The sequence below is a fragment of the Shimia sp. Alg240-R146 genome (assembly GCF_947331465.1).
Taxonomy (GTDB): domain Bacteria; phylum Pseudomonadota; class Alphaproteobacteria; order Rhodobacterales; family Rhodobacteraceae; genus Shimia.
In genome coordinates this window covers 504,238-519,933 of the sequence record NZ_CAMZOK010000003.1, presented here as the reverse complement: position 1 = coordinate 519,933, position 15,696 = coordinate 504,238, and the positions used below count along the sequence as shown (strand labels likewise).

General features: G+C 57.5%; 21 protein-coding genes. 17 read left to right on the top strand and 4 right to left on the bottom strand.

Annotated features, from left to right (window positions below; all coding sequences use genetic code 11):
* Window positions 1-69 precede the first annotated feature (69 nt).
* Window positions 70-516, top strand: a complete 447-nt coding sequence (locus tag PG871_RS18110) for a c-type cytochrome (RefSeq protein ID WP_270731947.1) — start codon at window positions 70-72, stop codon at window positions 514-516.
* A 73-nt stretch (window positions 517-589) separates the two neighbouring features.
* Here the strand turns inward: PG871_RS18110 and PG871_RS18105 are convergent, their stop codons facing one another.
* The gene (locus PG871_RS18105) at window positions 590-1,165 is read right to left on the bottom strand and encodes a LabA-like NYN domain-containing protein (protein WP_270731945.1); all 576 of its coding nucleotides are present in this window, start codon (window positions 1,163-1,165) and stop codon (window positions 590-592) included.
* A 153-nt stretch (window positions 1,166-1,318) separates the two neighbouring features.
* On the opposite strand from PG871_RS18105, the gene folK reads away from it, so the two are divergent.
* The 14 genes from folK (at window position 1,319) to recO (ending at window position 11,543) form a co-directional block, all read left to right on the top strand.
* Complete coding sequence (gene folK, locus PG871_RS18100) at window positions 1,319-1,879, top strand: 2-amino-4-hydroxy-6-hydroxymethyldihydropteridine diphosphokinase (protein ID WP_270731943.1); 561 nt, start codon at window positions 1,319-1,321, stop codon at window positions 1,877-1,879.
* 73 nt (window positions 1,880-1,952) lie between these two features.
* Complete coding sequence (gene rpoZ, locus PG871_RS18095) at window positions 1,953-2,306, top strand: DNA-directed RNA polymerase subunit omega (RefSeq protein WP_270731941.1); 354 nt, start codon at window positions 1,953-1,955, stop codon at window positions 2,304-2,306.
* 24 nt (window positions 2,307-2,330) lie between these two features.
* The gene (locus PG871_RS18090; RefSeq protein WP_270731937.1) at window positions 2,331-4,493 is read left to right on the top strand and encodes a RelA/SpoT family protein; all 2,163 of its coding nucleotides are present in this window, start codon (window positions 2,331-2,333) and stop codon (window positions 4,491-4,493) included.
* Window positions 4,494-4,511: 18 nt separating this feature from the next.
* On the top strand, window positions 4,512-5,192 hold the full coding sequence (locus tag PG871_RS18085) for a DUF2062 domain-containing protein (RefSeq protein ID WP_270731935.1): 681 nt from the start codon (window positions 4,512-4,514) through the stop codon (window positions 5,190-5,192).
* Between the two features lie 65 nt (window positions 5,193-5,257).
* Window positions 5,258-5,992 carry a pyridoxine 5'-phosphate synthase gene (locus PG871_RS18080; RefSeq protein ID WP_270731933.1) on the top strand — a complete coding sequence of 245 codons (735 nt, stop codon included), beginning with the start codon at window positions 5,258-5,260 and terminating at the stop codon, window positions 5,990-5,992.
* A complete protein-coding gene (locus tag PG871_RS18075; RefSeq protein ID WP_270731930.1) occupies window positions 5,989-6,438 on the top strand; it encodes an ABZJ_00895 family protein in 450 nt (149 codons plus the stop codon). The genes PG871_RS18080 and PG871_RS18075 overlap by 4 nt, the downstream gene beginning before the upstream one ends.
* Complete coding sequence (locus tag PG871_RS18070) at window positions 6,435-6,746, top strand: Dabb family protein (RefSeq protein WP_270731928.1); 312 nt, start codon at window positions 6,435-6,437, stop codon at window positions 6,744-6,746. The genes PG871_RS18075 and PG871_RS18070 overlap by 4 nt, the downstream gene beginning before the upstream one ends.
* Window positions 6,743-7,156 carry a holo-ACP synthase gene (gene acpS, locus PG871_RS18065; protein WP_270731925.1) on the top strand — a complete coding sequence of 138 codons (414 nt, stop codon included), beginning with the start codon at window positions 6,743-6,745 and terminating at the stop codon, window positions 7,154-7,156. The genes PG871_RS18070 and acpS overlap by 4 nt, the downstream gene beginning before the upstream one ends.
* 56 nt (window positions 7,157-7,212) lie before the next feature.
* A complete protein-coding gene (lepB, locus tag PG871_RS18060) occupies window positions 7,213-8,049 on the top strand; it encodes a signal peptidase I (protein ID WP_270731922.1) in 837 nt (278 codons plus the stop codon).
* A complete protein-coding gene (gene rnc, locus PG871_RS18055; protein WP_270731920.1) occupies window positions 8,046-8,729 on the top strand; it encodes a ribonuclease III in 684 nt (227 codons plus the stop codon). The genes lepB and rnc overlap by 4 nt, the downstream gene beginning before the upstream one ends.
* A 152-nt stretch (window positions 8,730-8,881) precedes the next feature.
* A complete protein-coding gene (locus PG871_RS18050; RefSeq protein ID WP_270731918.1) occupies window positions 8,882-9,391 on the top strand; it encodes a phytanoyl-CoA dioxygenase family protein in 510 nt (169 codons plus the stop codon).
* A 94-nt stretch (window positions 9,392-9,485) separates the two neighbouring features.
* The gene (era, locus tag PG871_RS18045) at window positions 9,486-10,394 is read left to right on the top strand and encodes a GTPase Era (protein WP_270731915.1); all 909 of its coding nucleotides are present in this window, start codon (window positions 9,486-9,488) and stop codon (window positions 10,392-10,394) included.
* A 2-nt stretch (window positions 10,395-10,396) separates the two neighbouring features.
* Entirely contained in the window at window positions 10,397-10,726 is a 330-nt protein-coding gene (locus PG871_RS18040; protein WP_270731912.1) for a DUF1491 family protein, read from the top strand.
* An 85-nt stretch (window positions 10,727-10,811) separates the two neighbouring features.
* A complete protein-coding gene (gene recO / locus PG871_RS18035; RefSeq protein WP_270731910.1) occupies window positions 10,812-11,543 on the top strand; it encodes a DNA repair protein RecO in 732 nt (243 codons plus the stop codon).
* Here recO and PG871_RS18030 read toward each other — a convergent pair.
* Window positions 11,518-11,925: an META domain-containing protein gene (locus PG871_RS18030; RefSeq protein ID WP_270731908.1), complete on the bottom strand. Its 408-nt coding sequence runs from the start codon at window positions 11,923-11,925 to the stop codon at window positions 11,518-11,520. The two genes, recO and PG871_RS18030, sit on opposite strands and share 26 nt — an antisense overlap.
* A 3-nt stretch (window positions 11,926-11,928) precedes the next feature.
* Window positions 11,929-12,480, bottom strand: a complete 552-nt coding sequence (locus PG871_RS18025; RefSeq protein WP_270731907.1) for a TetR/AcrR family transcriptional regulator — start codon at window positions 12,478-12,480, stop codon at window positions 11,929-11,931.
* An 83-nt stretch (window positions 12,481-12,563) separates the two neighbouring features.
* Between PG871_RS18025 and PG871_RS18020 the strand changes: the two genes are divergently transcribed.
* Window positions 12,564-12,956, top strand: coding sequence for a hypothetical protein (locus tag PG871_RS18020; RefSeq protein WP_270731905.1), 393 nt, complete (start codon window positions 12,564-12,566; stop codon window positions 12,954-12,956).
* A gap of 129 nt (window positions 12,957-13,085) precedes the next feature.
* On the opposite strand, the gene PG871_RS18015 is transcribed toward PG871_RS18020, so the two are convergent.
* Window positions 13,086-14,774: an acyl-CoA dehydrogenase family protein gene (locus tag PG871_RS18015; protein ID WP_270731904.1), complete on the bottom strand. Its 1,689-nt coding sequence runs from the start codon at window positions 14,772-14,774 to the stop codon at window positions 13,086-13,088.
* Between the two features lie 142 nt (window positions 14,775-14,916).
* On the opposite strand from PG871_RS18015, the gene PG871_RS18010 reads away from it, so the two are divergent.
* Entirely contained in the window at window positions 14,917-15,684 is a 768-nt protein-coding gene (locus PG871_RS18010; protein WP_270731901.1) for a sulfite exporter TauE/SafE family protein, read from the top strand.
* Window positions 15,685-15,696 lie beyond the last annotated feature (12 nt).

Genomic DNA, 15,696 nt, shown 5'->3' with positions numbered 1-15,696 from the left:
AGTTTCTTGACCTTCCAGCGCTGGAAGTCCCTAGCGGGATGCCAACACAACAATACAAAGGAATATTACATGCGTTTTGTGTGGGGCGGAGCGGTTGCAGTGGTGGCCGCAGTAGCAGGCGTTTGGGTGTTTATGTCCGGCGCTGCCGCGAATGGCTTGCCATATCAGGATGCTGCCAGTGTGGCGCGCGGCGAACCGATTTATGCGGAAAACTGTGCGTCCTGTCATGGGGCTGCGTTGGAGGGTGAGGACAACTGGCGGCAGCGGAAGCCAGACGGCATGATGCCTGCGCCGCCGCATGACGCGTCAGGCCACACCTGGCATCACTCAGACGACATTCTGATAGCCATCACAAAGTATGGCACGGAACAGGTCGTGGGGCAGGGCTACAAGAGTGACATGCCCGGCTTTGGTGACGTGCTGTCGGATCAGGATATTCTAGATGTCCTAGGCTATATCAAAAGCACATGGCCTGAACGTGTGATTGATATGCACAATAAGGCCAACGGAGCATAGCGGGTACCGTAGCAATCGGGCACAAAAAAACCGGGGCGTTGCAGCCCCGGTTTCAGGTCGTCGACAAGCTGAGTTACTTGGCTGCGAATTCTTCTTCGCGATCACGCTCGGGCATCGGATCGCGCGGTGGGCGCCCAATGACATCGCGCAGGCCGTCCAGCTCGATAAAGTTGTCGGCCTGACGGCGCAGTTCGTCGGAAATCATCGGCGGCTGGCTGCGGATTGTAGAAACAACAGATACGCGCACACCTTGACGCTGCAGGCTCTCAACGAGCGGCCGGAAATCCCCATCTCCGGAAAACAGCACGATGTGGTCCACATGTGGTGCGAGCTCCATGGCGTTGACCGCCAGCTCGATGTCCATGTTGCCTTTGACCTTACGACGGCCTTGGCTGTCGGTGTATTCCTTGGCTGCTTTTGTGACCATGGTGAAACCGTTGTAATGCAGCCAGTCTACCAGTGGCCGGATCGGCGAATACTCGTCGTTCTCCAGCAAAGCAGTATAGTAAAAAGCGCGCAGCAACTTGCCACGCCGCATGAACTCGGCACGCAACAGCTTGTAGTCGATGTCGAAGCCGAGCGATTTGGCCGCGGCGTAAAGATTCGACCCGTCTATGAACAGCGCAAGCCGTTCGTCTTTGTAAAACATCAAAATGTCCTTTCTGAACCTGTCGCGCGTGAAATGTCCCGTGAGTGTTAAAATGAACGAGCGTGACAGCATCATAAGGGTAGTGATATTTGCGGCAGCATCAAGATCACCCCCTGGCTATTTAGGATAGGTCCCCAGAATGATGGCGCTAAAATGAATAAAAACATACTTTTAGCGCTCGGCGGGAACCTGCCGTCACGCATTGGTGACCCAAAAGAGACGTTGGCCGCCGCGCTTGCGCGGTTGAATGGGGCGGGGATCGCTCTCCTTGCGGTCAGTCGATTCTACGAAACACCTTGTTTTCCGGCGGGTGCCGGCCCTGATTACGTGAATGCCGCGGCCAAAGTTTCCAGCGATCTGGCGCCTCGGGATCTGCTGCGTCGGCTTCATGAGATCGAAGCGGAGTTTGGCCGTAAGAGAGATACCCGTTGGGGCATGCGGACACTGGATATTGACCTGATCGCAATGGGGGATTTGGTGTTGCCGGACGCCACCACACAGCGGTCCTGGCAAACCTTGCCGCTGGAAGAGCAAGTGCGCGCGACGCCGGAGCAACTGATTCTCCCTCACCCCCGTTTGCAAGATCGCGCCTTTGTTATTGGCCCGATGATGGACGTCGCGCCTTTGTGGAAACACCCGCTAACAGGTAAAACAGTGGCGGAAATCCACGCTCAATTGCCAAAACAGGACATTGCGGCGCTAAAAAGCCTTTGAAACGCGCTTGTCACCGCGCGAAAACCCGCATAAATACACCACTTCTGATCAGACCGTATGAATGGAGTGCCGCATGGCCCGCGTAACCGTTGAAGATTGCGTCGACAAGGTTCCGAACCGTTTTGAACTCGTAATGCTTGCCAGCCATCGCGCCCGCGAAGTGTCGGCGGGTGCTGCGATCACACTGGACCGCGACAACGACAAAAACCCCGTTGTAGCGCTGCGTGAAATCGCCGAGGAAACGCAAACCGCTGATGAGCTGCGCGAGCGTCTGATCGAGGCGAACCAGACCCAGATTGAGGTCGATGAGCCAGAAGAAGACAAGATGGCGCTTCTCATGGGAGCCGAAGCCGATACACCGGCCGAGGACGACATGTCCGAAGAAAAGCTGCTGCGCGCGCTGATGGAAGCGCAAGGTCAGGGCTAAGCCGCGAGGCTTCAGGGGAGTGTAATGGCCGACACAGACGACAAGGTCGCGCTTTTTCCGGCAGATGATCTTGTCGCGCTCGTTCGCGCGTATAACCCCCGTACTAATGAGACACTGATCCGCGCGGCTTATGAATTTGGCCGCGCGATGCATGACGGGCAGTTCCGCCACTCAGGCGAACCCTATTTTTCCCATCCAATTGATGTCGCCCGCATTCTGGCAGAACAGCATTTGGATGATGCCTCAATCATCACAGCGCTATTGCACGACACAATCGAGGACACCAAAGCCTCTTTTGATGGGGTGGCAGAACAATTTGGCGAGGAAGTTGCCGGTCTTGTGGATGGCGTCACCAAGCTGACCAATCTGCAGCTGAGCTCGACCGAGACCAAACAGGCAGAAAATTTCCGCAAGCTGTTCATGGCCATGTCCAAGGACCTGCGGGTGATTTTGGTCAAGCTGGCAGACCGTTTGCACAACATGCGCACGATCAAGGCAATGCGCCCCGACAAGCAGTCGCAGAAGGCGCGCGAGACCATGGACATCTATGCGCCTCTCGCGGGCCGTATGGGTATGCAGTGGATGCGCGAAGAGCTTGAGGACCTTGCCTTCAAGGTGCTGAATTCTGAAGGTCGCGCGTCAATCATCCGCCGCTTTATCACGTTGCAGAAAGAAACCGGCGATGTGATTGAGCGCACCACCGGTGACATGGAGACCGAGTTAGCCGCCGCTGGCATCGGTGCGCGGGTCATGGGCCGGGCGAAAAAGCCCTATTCGATCTGGCGCAAGATGCAGGAAAAAGATCAGGGGTTTTCGCGCCTATCCGACATCTATGGATTTCGCATCATCACTGAGAGCGAACAGGATTGTTACCGTGTCTTGGGCGTGATCCACCAGCGCTGGCGCGCAGTGCCGGGCCGGTTCAAAGACTATATCAGTCAGCCGAAATCCAACGGCTATCGCTCGATCCACACAACGGTGTCCGGGCGCAACGGCCGCCGCGTAGAGGTGCAAATCCGCACCCAGCAGATGCACGATGTGGCCGAATCCGGTGTTGCGGCGCATTGGTCCTATAAGGACGGTGTGCGCGGTGAAAACCCGTTTGCGGTGGATCCGGTAAAGTGGATCTCTGGCCTTTCTGAACAGTTTGATGCGGAAGAAGATCACGAGGATTTCCTCGAAGCCGTGAAGCTTGAGATGTACTCCGATCAGGTGTTTTGCTTCACGCCTAAAGGCGAAGTTGTGAAATTGCCGCGTGGCGCGACGCCGATTGATTTCGCATATGCCATTCACACCCGCATCGGTCACGCCTGTGTGGGCGCCAAGATTGATCACCGCCGGGTGCCGCTTTGGACTCGTATCAAGAACGGGCAATCGGTCGAAATCATCACCGCCGAGGGCCAGATGCCGCAGGCCACATGGCTTGATATCGCGACAACCGGCAAGGCGCGCACCGCCATCCGCCGCGCTTTGCGCGAGATGGACCGCGAACGCTATGTCAAACTGGGTGCACAGTTGGCCGTGGCAGCGTTTGAGCAGGTCAACAAAAAGCCAACCGACAAGGCGTTGGGCGTGGCAGCCAAACACTTCCGCCTGAAGGACAAGGACGAGGTTCTGGCACGACTCGGCTCGGCGGAACTGGCTGGCACCGAAGTGGTGCAGGCGGTCTATCCCGAACTGGTTCCGGACGAGAGCGAAATGGTGACCAGCGAGCGGGCGGTGATTGGTCTGGCGGCAGATCAGAGCTTTCAACGCGCGAAATGCTGTCAGCCGCTGCCCGGTGAACGCATCGTCGGCATCACCTATCGTGGTCAGGGTGTCGTGGTGCACTCGATTGATTGCGACAGCCTGTCCAATTATGAGGATCAGCCGGACCGTTGGCTGGACCTGCATTGGCATTCTGGCAAATACAAACCCATCTTTGATGTGAAGGTCTGGGTCACGATTGGCAACGACGCCGGGGTACTGGGACGTATTTGCACATTGATCGGAGAGAACAAGGCCAATATCTCTGACCTTGAATTTGTGGATCGCAAGCCGGATTTCTATCGCCTTCTGGTCAGCGTCGAACTTGCGGATGCCGAACATCTGCACAAGTTGATGCTGGCGCTGGAGGCAGAGAACGACGTTGCCGAGGTTTCACGTTATCGCAACCCCGAACCGGCGCGCGCGCCTAGCGGACCCTGACACGCAAGGACACCCAAGGTGGTATTCAAACGGCGCGATAGAAGACCATTCTTCCAGGCTTTGGGAGAGCTTTTCTATCCGCGTGGTGGTTGGAGCCGGGCGGCGCGGTATGTTCAACACAGGTTGCGACGCCTACCAGGCACGCCAGAGACCATCGCGCGCGGCATCTGGGCGGGCGTCTTCACCACCTTTACGCCGTTTTATAGCATGCACTTTCTGGTGGCTGCGGTTTTGGCGCGGGTGCTGAACGGCAATCTGCTCGCAGCTTTGCTGGCAACGTTCTTTGGCAATCCGTTGACTTATCTTCCGATTGGGGTGGTGTCGCTCAAGACCGGTCACTTCCTGTTGGGGACTGAATTTGAGGCCGGTGAAACAAAGACGCTGGGTCGCAAGTTTGCCGATGCGGGGGCTGACCTCTGGCATAATTTCTTTGCCATTTTTAACGAGGACGTTGCGGATTGGCACGGGCTGACGATCTTTTATGACGAAGTCTTCTACCCCTACCTGATCGGCGGCATCCTTCCGGGAATCGTTGCGGGCACGGTGGCCTACTACCTGAGCGTGCCGGTGATCCGAGCCTATCAAAAACGCCGCTCCGCTCGGTTTCAGAAAAAGATCATGCAGGTGCGCGCTATGGCCGAAGAACAGGTCGCCCGCACGCAGGTCGAGCAGGCCCAAAACGACAGCTCCAAAACCTGAAAAAACCGGTTTTCCTTCGACAGGCTGCGCCGTAGTGTCGGCCTAACGACCTTAGGAGGACTGCCATGTTGCGTCTCGGAGTGAACATCGACCACGTCGCCACGGTGCGAAACGCGCGGGGCTCTGCCTATCCTGATCCGGTGCGCGCCGCCAAGCTGGCCGAAGAGGCCGGCGCAGACGGCATTACGGCCCACCTGCGTGAAGACCGCCGCCACATTGAGGACGCCGATATCGATGGTCTCATGGAGGCGCTGACGGTGCCGCTGAACTTTGAAATGGCGGCGACTGACGAAATGCTGGCCATTGCTCTGCGTCACAAACCGCACGCGGTGTGCATCGTGCCGGAAAAGCGTGAGGAACGCACAACCGAAGGCGGACTTGAAGTCGCACGCGAAGAAAACAAGCTGGCGCATTTCATCGCGCCGCTGCGCGAGGTCGGTTGCCGTGTGTCGATCTTCATCGCCGCAGATCAAGCGCAGATCGAGGCCGCGAACCGCATCGGGGCGCAAGTGATTGAGTTGCACACCGGTGCCTATTGCGACTTTCACGCCGAAGGCCGCTTTGATGAACGCGACGCTGAACTGGCCCGCCTCACGGAGATGGCAACTTTTGCCCACTCGCTGGGCCTCGAGGTGCACGCCGGTCACGGCCTGACGTATGAAACAGTGACCCCGATTGCGGCATTGCCCGAGGTCATGGAGCTCAATATCGGTCACTTCCTGATCGGGGAGTCGATTTTTCTCGGCCTTGAGCCCGCGATCAAGGAAATGCGTCGTATCATGGACGAGGCACGCGCATGATCAATCCTCGCCGATATGCCGTTGCTTTTGTGCTGACACTTGTGGGGCTGGCGATTGCAGGATTTGCGTTAAGCTATTTTCGCATTGGCGTGCCCCCTGGCATGAACACGTGGCTGTCACCAGCAGTCGGGGCCCTCGTAACAGGACAGGCCATTGCACGTGACACGGGCGCACCTTTGCCTGTCGGGACCTATTGGCGTTTAGGTGTGCCTGCCACCGTGATTGCTGTGGTGTTGCATCTGATTGTGGCTACGGCGGTCATTGGCGGGCTGGCAGTGATGACCGGCGTCAACATGCTCTCTCATGTGGCGGGCATTGGCGCGCCGGGACTGGCGATCATCACGGCCATTATGGTTGTCGCGATCTATTTCAGCAACGTGTGCTTCCTGTGGATAGGCGTCAGAAACGTGCTGCGCGTGCAAGCTAAGAAGGCCAGCGGCGCATGATCCGACACGTTGTGATGCTCAACCTGCGCCCGCATGTGCAAGCCCCGCTTGAAGTGGTGATGGGCAAGCTGGCGGATCTGGTTGATCAACTGGAGGGCTGTGACAACTTCGTATCTGGCCCTAATCGAGATTTTGAACAGAAATCGCCGGACTATCCTTATGGATTTATGTTTGACGCAAAGGACGCCGAAACGCTGGCGACCTATGCCGAGCACCCCGATCACAAGGCGCTGGGCGCGCGGCTGGTGGCGATGTGCGAAGGAGGCGCCAAGGGCATCATGGTGTACGATCTGGAGATCGCGACATGATTTTGGGCGTCGGCACGGATCTCGCGAATATTGACCGCATCGCAGGGACGCTTGAGCGATTTGGTGACCGCTTTCGCAACCGTGTGTTCACCGAGGTGGAGCAGGCCAAGGCTGAACGCCGCCTCGACACGCCGGGCACCTACGCCAAACGCTGGGCGGCTAAAGAAGCCTGCTCCAAGGCATTGGGCACGGGCCTTCGCATGGGCATCAGTTGGAAGGACATGGCGGTTAGCAATCTGCGCACCGGCCAGCCGATCATGCATGTCACCGGATGGGCGGCGGAACGCCTCAAGGAGATGACACCAGAAGGCCATGAGGCCATCATCCACGTGACTTTGACCGACGACCACCCATGGGCGCAGGCCTTTGTGGTGATCGAAGCCCGCCCCATTGCATCCAAGCCGGGTTGACAGGCCCCGCCTGCGCCCGCATGTAACCCCCGACCCAATCCGGAGAGACCAGACCCATGGCCGACAAAGCCAAACAAGACAGCGGTATCGTTGAAACCATCAAAACCATTGTCTATGCGCTTTTGATTGCGGGCGTGTTCCGCACCCTGTTCTTTCAGCCATTCTGGATTCCGTCAGGATCCATGAAGGACACGCTGCTGATCGGCGACTTCCTTTTTGTGAACAAGATGACCTACGGCTACTCCTACGCGTCTTGTCCGTCGATCCGAATGCAGCGGTTTGGCGTGAACATCGATGCCAAGGATATCTGCGGCTGGCTGGATCGCGACAACAAACGCTTCTGGGGCGGCGAGCCCGAACGCGGGGATGTGGTGGTGTTCCGCCACCCCGTCACTGGGCAGGATTATATCAAACGGCTGATTGGTTTGCCGGGCGACAAGGTGCAGATCAAAGCCAGTGTGCCCTACATTAACGGCGTGCCGGTCCAGCAAATGCCGGATGGCGTATTTGAAGAACCCAAGGAGCTTCAGGGACCGGAACGTCGACCGCCGTCTTGCGAAAACGATCCGGTTGGCCTTGGTGGCATCTGTGTGAAATCTCGCAAGATTGAAACGCTGCCCAACGGCAAAAGCTATGGTGTGCTCAACATTGGCACAACGGCTGTCGACAACACCGGTGTCTACTCCGTTCCCGAAGGCCACTTCTTCTTCATGGGCGACAATCGCGACAACTCGGTCGACAGTCGCGTTGGCCAGAACCGGCGTGGGGTTGGATTTGTGCCCTATGAAAACCTGATTGGTCGTGCGGACCGGATCATGTTCTCTTCTGCTGGTCGATCCATGTTCTATTTCTGGACGTGGCGGGGGGACCGCTTCTTTAAGGCGGTAGAGTGAAGCTGGCTGCGGAACTGAAAGCGCTTGAGGCGCGGTTGGGGCACACTTTTGAACGCCCCGACCTGCTCGTGCGCGCAGTGACGCATTCGTCGATGTCTTCGCCCACCCGACAAGATAACCAACGGCTCGAATTCCTCGGGGATCGGGTGTTGGGTCTGGTGATGTCCGAGGCCTTGCTGGAACACGACAAATCAGCCGCCGAAGGCCAACTTGCACCACGGTTCAACGCATTGGTGCGCAAAGAAACCTGCGCCGATGTGGCACGCGAAATCGATATTGGCGCGGCTTTGAAACTTGGACGGTCCGAAATGATGAGCGGCGGCCGCCGCAAACAAGCCTTGCTTGGTGATGCGATGGAGGCGGTGATTGCCGCCGTTTATCGCGACGCGGGTTTTGACGCGGCCCGCGCGATGATTTTGCGCCTTTGGGGCAATCGGGTTCAGAGTGTCGAGGCCGACGCGCGCGACCCTAAGACGTCATTGCAGGAATGGGCGCAGGCCCGCAAGTTGCCGCCGCCGAATTACGATTTGGTTTCGCGATCCGGTCCGGATCATGCGCCGGTGTTCACCATCGCGGTGACACTTGAAAACGGCCTAAAGGCCGAGGCGACGGACAATTCCAAACGCAAAGCCGAACAGGCCGCGGCCAAGGCCTTGTTGGACAATGTGACCACGTCTTGACGTGCTCAGATATCGACACCTTTGAGACCGACGGCCGTCTGTGGCTGCGCGACGTGTTATCGGATCAAAATCTCATGGATCTTCGGGCCAATTGGAGAAGCGAGTTTGGCGCGGGTAAAAGAATATCGCCGACTGACCCATTGGCACAGTGCTTGGCGCACACCGGATTTCACGGTCAGGTCTCAGCCCTTTTCCCCGCTATGAAGCCAGTGCGTGTGGTGGGGTTTAACAAAACACAGGACAGCAACTGGGGAGTGCCCTGGCACCAAGATCGGATCATTGCGGTGCAAGATCGCGATATGGCGCCGGGATATGTCAATTGGTCCTGCAAGCGCGGGGTCTGGCATTGCGAACCTCCATTGGACGTGTTGGAAAATATGCTCTTTGTGCGCCTGCATCTAGACGACAACACCGACAAGACAGGCGCGATGGAGATTGCTTTAGAAAGCCACAAGGTCGGGGCGATCCCTGCGTCGGAGGCAGACAGTCAAGCGCAGCGATTTGACACTGAAGTCACTCAAGGTTCAGCCGGTGACGCTCTTTTGCTCTCGATAATGACGCTGCATCGTTCGCGCCCGACCACATCCCCACAGCAAAGACGGGTGCTGCGGATCGACTATGCCGCTATTGATCTGCCCGATCCATTAAAGTGGGCGCAATAGGCGGCCAAGCTCTGCATGGGGAAACAACCTTCCCCTAGCCCCTGCTGCCAAAGTAAGCTACAGACGCGCCTTAACCAATCAAAGGCCAAGCCCAATGACCAAACGCGCCGGATTCGTCGCCCTGATCGGAGAGCCCAATGCGGGCAAATCCACGCTCACCAATCAGATGGTGGGCGCCAAAGTGTCGATCGTGACCCACAAGGTGCAAACCACGCGTGCCCGTATCCGTGGCGTGGCGTTGCAAGGTGACAGCCAGCTTGTTTTTGTTGACACACCCGGCTTGTTCCGCCCGCGTCGTCGATTGGACCGCGCCATGGTCGCCGCCGCTTGGGGCGGGGCTGCGGATGCTGATGTGATCGTGCTGATGATCGAGGCACATCGCGGCGTGACCAAAGGTGTGGAAGCCATTCTTGATGGGCTTCAGGAAATTGGCAAAGGCCGCAAGGTGGCGCTGGCGATCAACAAAATTGACCGCGTTAAATCCGAAGTGCTGCTGGCGTTGTCCAAGAACCTCAACGACCGCTACGACTTTGTTGAGACCTTCATGATCTCTGCTGAAAAGGGCCACGGTTGCGAGCATCTTAAAACCTGGCTGGCGGGAGAGGTTCCAGAAGGTCCGTGGCTCTACCCCGAAGACCAGATTGCCGATCTGCCGATGCGCATGATTGCCGCCGAAATCACCCGCGAAAAGCTGACTCTGCGCCTGCATCAGGAACTGCCTTATCAGATGACGGTGGAAACTGAGAGTTGGGAAGAACGCAAAGACGGCTCCGCCCGAGTGGACCAGATAATTTACGTCATGCGCGATGGTCACAAAGGTATCGTTCTGGGCAACAAGGGCGAGACCATCAAAGCCGTGTCCAAAGCCGCCCGCGAAGAACTCGAAGAATTCATGGGGCGCCGTATCCACCTGTTCTTGCAGGTCAAAGTGCGTCCAAACTGGCTAGAAGAAAAAGAGCGTTATTCCGAGATGGGTCTCGACTTCAAAGACGGCAACGCCTGAGGATGCGCCTGACCGCGGAGTTTTGGGTGCAAGCCTATCTGGCGCGGCTTCGTCTGATGGACATCCCAGCCTTTGTCGTCGCGCATGGCGATGACACCGCTGGTGCGGTGCTGGTGAAACTCAACACGCTAGACGGTCAGGCCAAAGTGTTTGAACGTTCGTTTGATTTGATGAGCGGTGAGCGGCGTTGGGTGGTGCTATCTGAGGGCGCTGAGGCCGATGTGGACGCGGCGCTCGCACGCCAACGCGGATTTGACACCGATGCTTGGGTGATCGAAGTCGAAGACCGGCAAGGGCGGCATTTGCTGGACGAGCCCGGTCTTTCCGAGTGATAGTCTCCACTGAGGCGGATCGTGCAGGTCGATTTTTCTAGAAAAATCATCTCAACCGGTTTTGGATGGCGCAAAGGATTTGGCTATGGACTGGCGCGATCAGGGCTTTGTGCTCTCCACCCGAAAACACGGCGAGACCTCGGTCATTCTTGAGGTCTTTACACCGGAACACGGCCGGCACGCGGGTATCGTGCGCGGTGGGGTCAGCCGTAAAATGACCCCTATTTTGCAACCCGGTGGTCAGCTTGATCTCAGCTGGCGGGCGCGGCTCGAAGATCACATTGGCAGCTTTACGGTGGAACCTGTCCGCAGCCGTGCCACGGTTCTGGGGGATCGCTTGGCGCTGGCCGGTCTCAACGCCGTGACAGCACTCTTGGCGTTTTGTTTGCCGGAACGGGAACCGCATCCCGATTTTTACCACCGATCCGAACAACTTTTGGATCTGTTGGGGCAGAACGACCTTTGGCCTTTGGCCTATCTGCGGTGGGAGATGGCCTTGCTGGAAGAGTTGGGGTTTGGCTTTGACCTCTCGGCTTGCGCGGTGAAAGGTACCAACCAGCACCTGAACTATGTGTCGCCGAAGTCCGGTCGGGCGGTTTCAGTAGAGGGTGCGGGGGAGTGGGTGGATCGTCTGTTGCCTCTGCCGCAGGTTATGCTTGGCAAGGGCGACGCGCCTGATGCAGAGATCGCTCAAGCCTTCCGGACCACTGGCTATTTCCTGTCTGAAAAGCTCGCACCAGAATTGGGTCACCGCCCGCTGCCCGAGGCCCGTGGTCGGTTTGTTGACCTGTTCACCGCGCGTATGACACGCCCGTAAAGACCATCTCGCGGCCTGTATCATCGCTGAGCACCAGCTTGTTGCCAGAAACCTCTGACAGACTCATCTCGCTGAGCGCTGCAAAATACGCAGCCTCTTGCGCCTGAAACGCACAATCCTGCGTGACCTCGAGCAGCTGCACATCCTCAAGCGCAAACCAAGGGTAGGGCGCTGTCTGGCGCGCAGAATAAGTCGAACATGGCCCAAACCCCGATACGCTGCCGCGCGGTCCAAAGGTGATCTCATTGGGAAAACTCACTGGTTTCCCGTCTAGGATAAGCAGCCGCCACGGAAACGCGTCCCCACCATATTGGGTCAGGGTTTCATCACGTCCGCATCCCGCCAAAGCAAGCAGACCAACAAGAGGCAAAAGATATTTCATGACTTATTGATAAAGCGCCAAAATCAAATCCACCAGCGTGCCCATCGCAGCGCCGTTTTCCAGCGCATCTCGCGACGACAAATCCTCCATCCCGATGAAAGACGCATACAGAATGCGCACCAATTCCGGATTGGACAGCCCGATGTCCTGCATCAGCTTTGCCAAATACTGCATCCGCAGCCCATCGACCCGCGCCACAGCCTCTGACACCGCCGCATCACTGCGCCCCCACGCGCGGATTGCAGGCTCTAAAGCCATGCCGCCGTATTCCTCGGGCGCGCCAGACACGGCAATCTGCCCAAGTGCGCGCAGTTTCAACACCGACGTTTCGTGGGTCTCAAGCTGCGCAACGATGTCGTCATAGGCGCGGGCCTCCCAAGTGTGCAGCATTGCGTCGTGAAAGGCAGGCACATCTGCAAAATGCCAGTAAAACGATCCCTTGGTGGTGTTCAGCCGCCGCGCCATTGGCTCGGCCTTTAACGCCGCCACCCCTGCTTCGGTCAGGGCACGAAACCCCGCCTTCAGCCAATCTTCTTTGTTCAATCTTTTGCTCATGTCCAAACCATACGCTTCCGTATTGACTCTGGCAATCGTTATGACACACGCTCCCACCATACGGAATCGTATGGAGATGATTTATGAACTATTGGATGGTGGCCGCGACGGCCTTATTGGTGCTGACCAATTTTGTGCACCTCTTCTTGGGTGGCCCTGAAATTCACCACGTAATTCAGCAAAGCGAACTGGCCCCGAGCGTGCGCGGCGTGGCGGCAGTGCTTTGGCACGCGGTGACAGTGATCTTGGCGGTGTTTGCAATCGCCTGCGCCTATTTGGCCACGCATAGAAACCCCGCGTTGGCATATGTGATGGTGGCCGTGCAGGTCGGGTTTTCGGCGCTGTTTGTCTATTACGGTCTGGCGTTGCTTGGTACGCTTTGGATCATGCCGCAGTGGACAATCTTTCTGACCATCTCGGTCGTGACGGCAATCGGCGCGCGAGGCCCAAGCATAGCACTGGTTGTGGCGCGATAACGAAACAGACGCTCTGCAGTCGCAATACTGACGTTTTACAGACACCGGCCTTGCAGGATGCAGCGGCCACAAAAAAGCCCCGCGAAACGCCAAGGTTTCGCGGGGCTTTTGATGGAAATCTCGGGTCGATCAGCTCAGCAAACGCCGCGCGATCACCTGTGCCTGAATTTCCGCAGCACCCTCAAAGATGTTCAGGATACGCGCATCGCATAGAATGCGGCTGACGGAGTATTCTAGCGCAAAGCCATTGCCACCGTGGATCTGCAACGCATTGTCCGCGGCCGCCCATGCCACACGGGCGCCCAACAGCTTGGCCATACCGGCCTCAAGATCACAGCGGTGGCCGTGGTCTTTCTCCCAAGCGGAGAAATATGTCAGCTGACGCGCCACCATGATTTCCACGCACATCATCGCGAGTTTGCTGGCCACGCGTGGGAAGTTGATCAGCGACTTTCCGAACTGTTTGCGGTCGATCGCATACTGCATGCCAACATCCATGGCGGATTGTGCAACGCCGATGGCGCGGGCTGCAGTTTGAATGCGCGCGGATTCGAAGGTTTCCATCAACTGTTTGAAACCTTTGCCTTCTTCGCCGCCAAGAAGGTTTTCACCTTTGACTTTGAAGCCGTCAAATCCCAGCTCGTATTCCTTCATGCCGCGATAGCCGAGGACTTCGATTTCGCCTCCGGTCATGCCTTCGGTCGGGAAAGGGTTTTCGTCGGAACCAGGGGTCTTTTCGGCGAGGAACATTGACAGACCGCGGTGATCCGAGGTGTCAGGATTTGTGCGCGCCAACAGCGTCATGACGTGGGTGCGCGCCGCATGCGTGATCCAGGTTTTGTTGCCTGTGACCTCCCAATTGCCGTCCTCGGTCTTTACTGCGCGGGTGCGCAGCGAGCCGAGGTCGGAGCCGGTGTTTGGTTCGGTAAATACCGCGGTTGGCAGGATCTCAGCACTCGAGATTTTGGGCAGCCACTGCTGTTTCTGCTCTTCAGTTCCGCCACAGAGGATCAGCTCGGCTGCGATCTCGGAGCGTGTGCCAAGCGAGCCCACGCCGATATAACCACGCGACAGTTCCTCGGACACCACAACCATGCTTGCCTTGGACAGGCCGAACCCGCCGTACTCCTCAGGAATGGTCAGGCCGAAAACGCCCAATTCCGCAAGCTCTTCAATGATTTCCATCGGGATGAGCTCATCCTTCAGGTGCCACTCATGTGCATTTGGTTCCACGCGGTCAACGGCAAAGCGGCGGAACTGTTCGCGGATCATTTCCAGCTCGTCATCAAGTCCGGATGCCCCGAACATGATGTTGGCGGATTGCTCCTGCATCAGTTCAACAAGACGCATTCGGGCGGCCTGGGAATTGCCGGAATCGCATAGCGTCATAACTGCGGGCTGCATGAGGCCGCGCAATTCGTCCTGCGTCAGGCCGAGATCCTGCAAGCGGATGATTTCGCCTTGGCTCATCGGGATACCGCCATAGACCTGCCAGAGGTATTCGCCAAAAGCGATCTGGTGGATCAATTGCTCGATCTCGCCAAACTTGTCGTCTGATTGCAGCCGTTCGGCCCACGCCTGCATTTGCTTGAGAGACTGAGCGTAAGTCGCAAGCCAGGACAGGCCGTGAGCGGCTGTTTGGTTCTCTTCGATCAATTGGCCGGAAACCTTGCCGTCTGTCGACACGGTGTCGCGTACGCGGGCAGTTGCGGTGGCCAAAAGCGCTTCGACCGGGGCCACTGCCGCGCCAGTCAGAGTCAAAAGATCGGGGAGAATTACGGGGCTTGTCATCGTCGGGTCCTGTCCATCATGGGCCATGGAATTGTATCCTCTGTTTCTGCAGTGTGACATAATTCTTTTGCAGTTGCAGCGCAACAAAAATGCCAACTAACGCGACGTTTTGTTCATATGTTGCGCGCGTGAATTTTGCGGGTGCAGCAATTACGGGCTATAGCAGGGTATGGATGTATTTTTCTCAAACCTTGAGCCCGTCACACTTTTTCTAGCGTGTGGCGTGGCGATTCTGGCTGGGGTGATAAAGGGCATGGTCGGCTTCGGCATGCCGATGGTTCTGATTTCCGGGCTGAGTTCGTTCATCGCGCCGGAACTTGCGCTTGCGGGACTGATTCTGCCGACGCTAATCACCAACGGCATTCAAGCGTTTCGCCAAGGCATCCGAGCAGCGTGGCAATCCGTGCGCCGTTTTCGGCGGTTCCTTTTTGCCGGAGGAATAACGATGCTGATCAGTGCCCAATTTGTGCGAGTGCTGCCGTCGGAGATCATGCTTTTGATCATCGGGATACCAGTTTCGGTGTTTGCAGCCAGCCAGTTGCTGGGACGGCCAATCCGCATCGCCAAACCTTCGGCAAGAGGCGAGATGGCCGTAGGAACGGTAGCCGGCGTGCTGGGGGGGCTGTCCGGGGTTTGGGGGCCGCCTACTGTGACCTATCTGACGGCCATCGGCACGCCAAAGGTAGAACAGATCCGTGTGCAGGGTGTCGTGTATGGGCTTGGCGCCTTGTTGCTGGTGGGTGCGCATCTCGGATCAGGTGTTCTGAGTGCCGCAACGGTTCCGTTTTCCATGGCGCTTATCCCGCCAGCCATTCTTGGCATGTGGGTTGGCGGCCAGATCTCGGACCGGATTGATCAGGACATGTTCCGGCAGGCGACCCTTCTGATTTTGCTGTTGGCTTCCCTAAACCTGATCCGCCGCGGGTTACTAGGATAAGCGTTTCTTTGC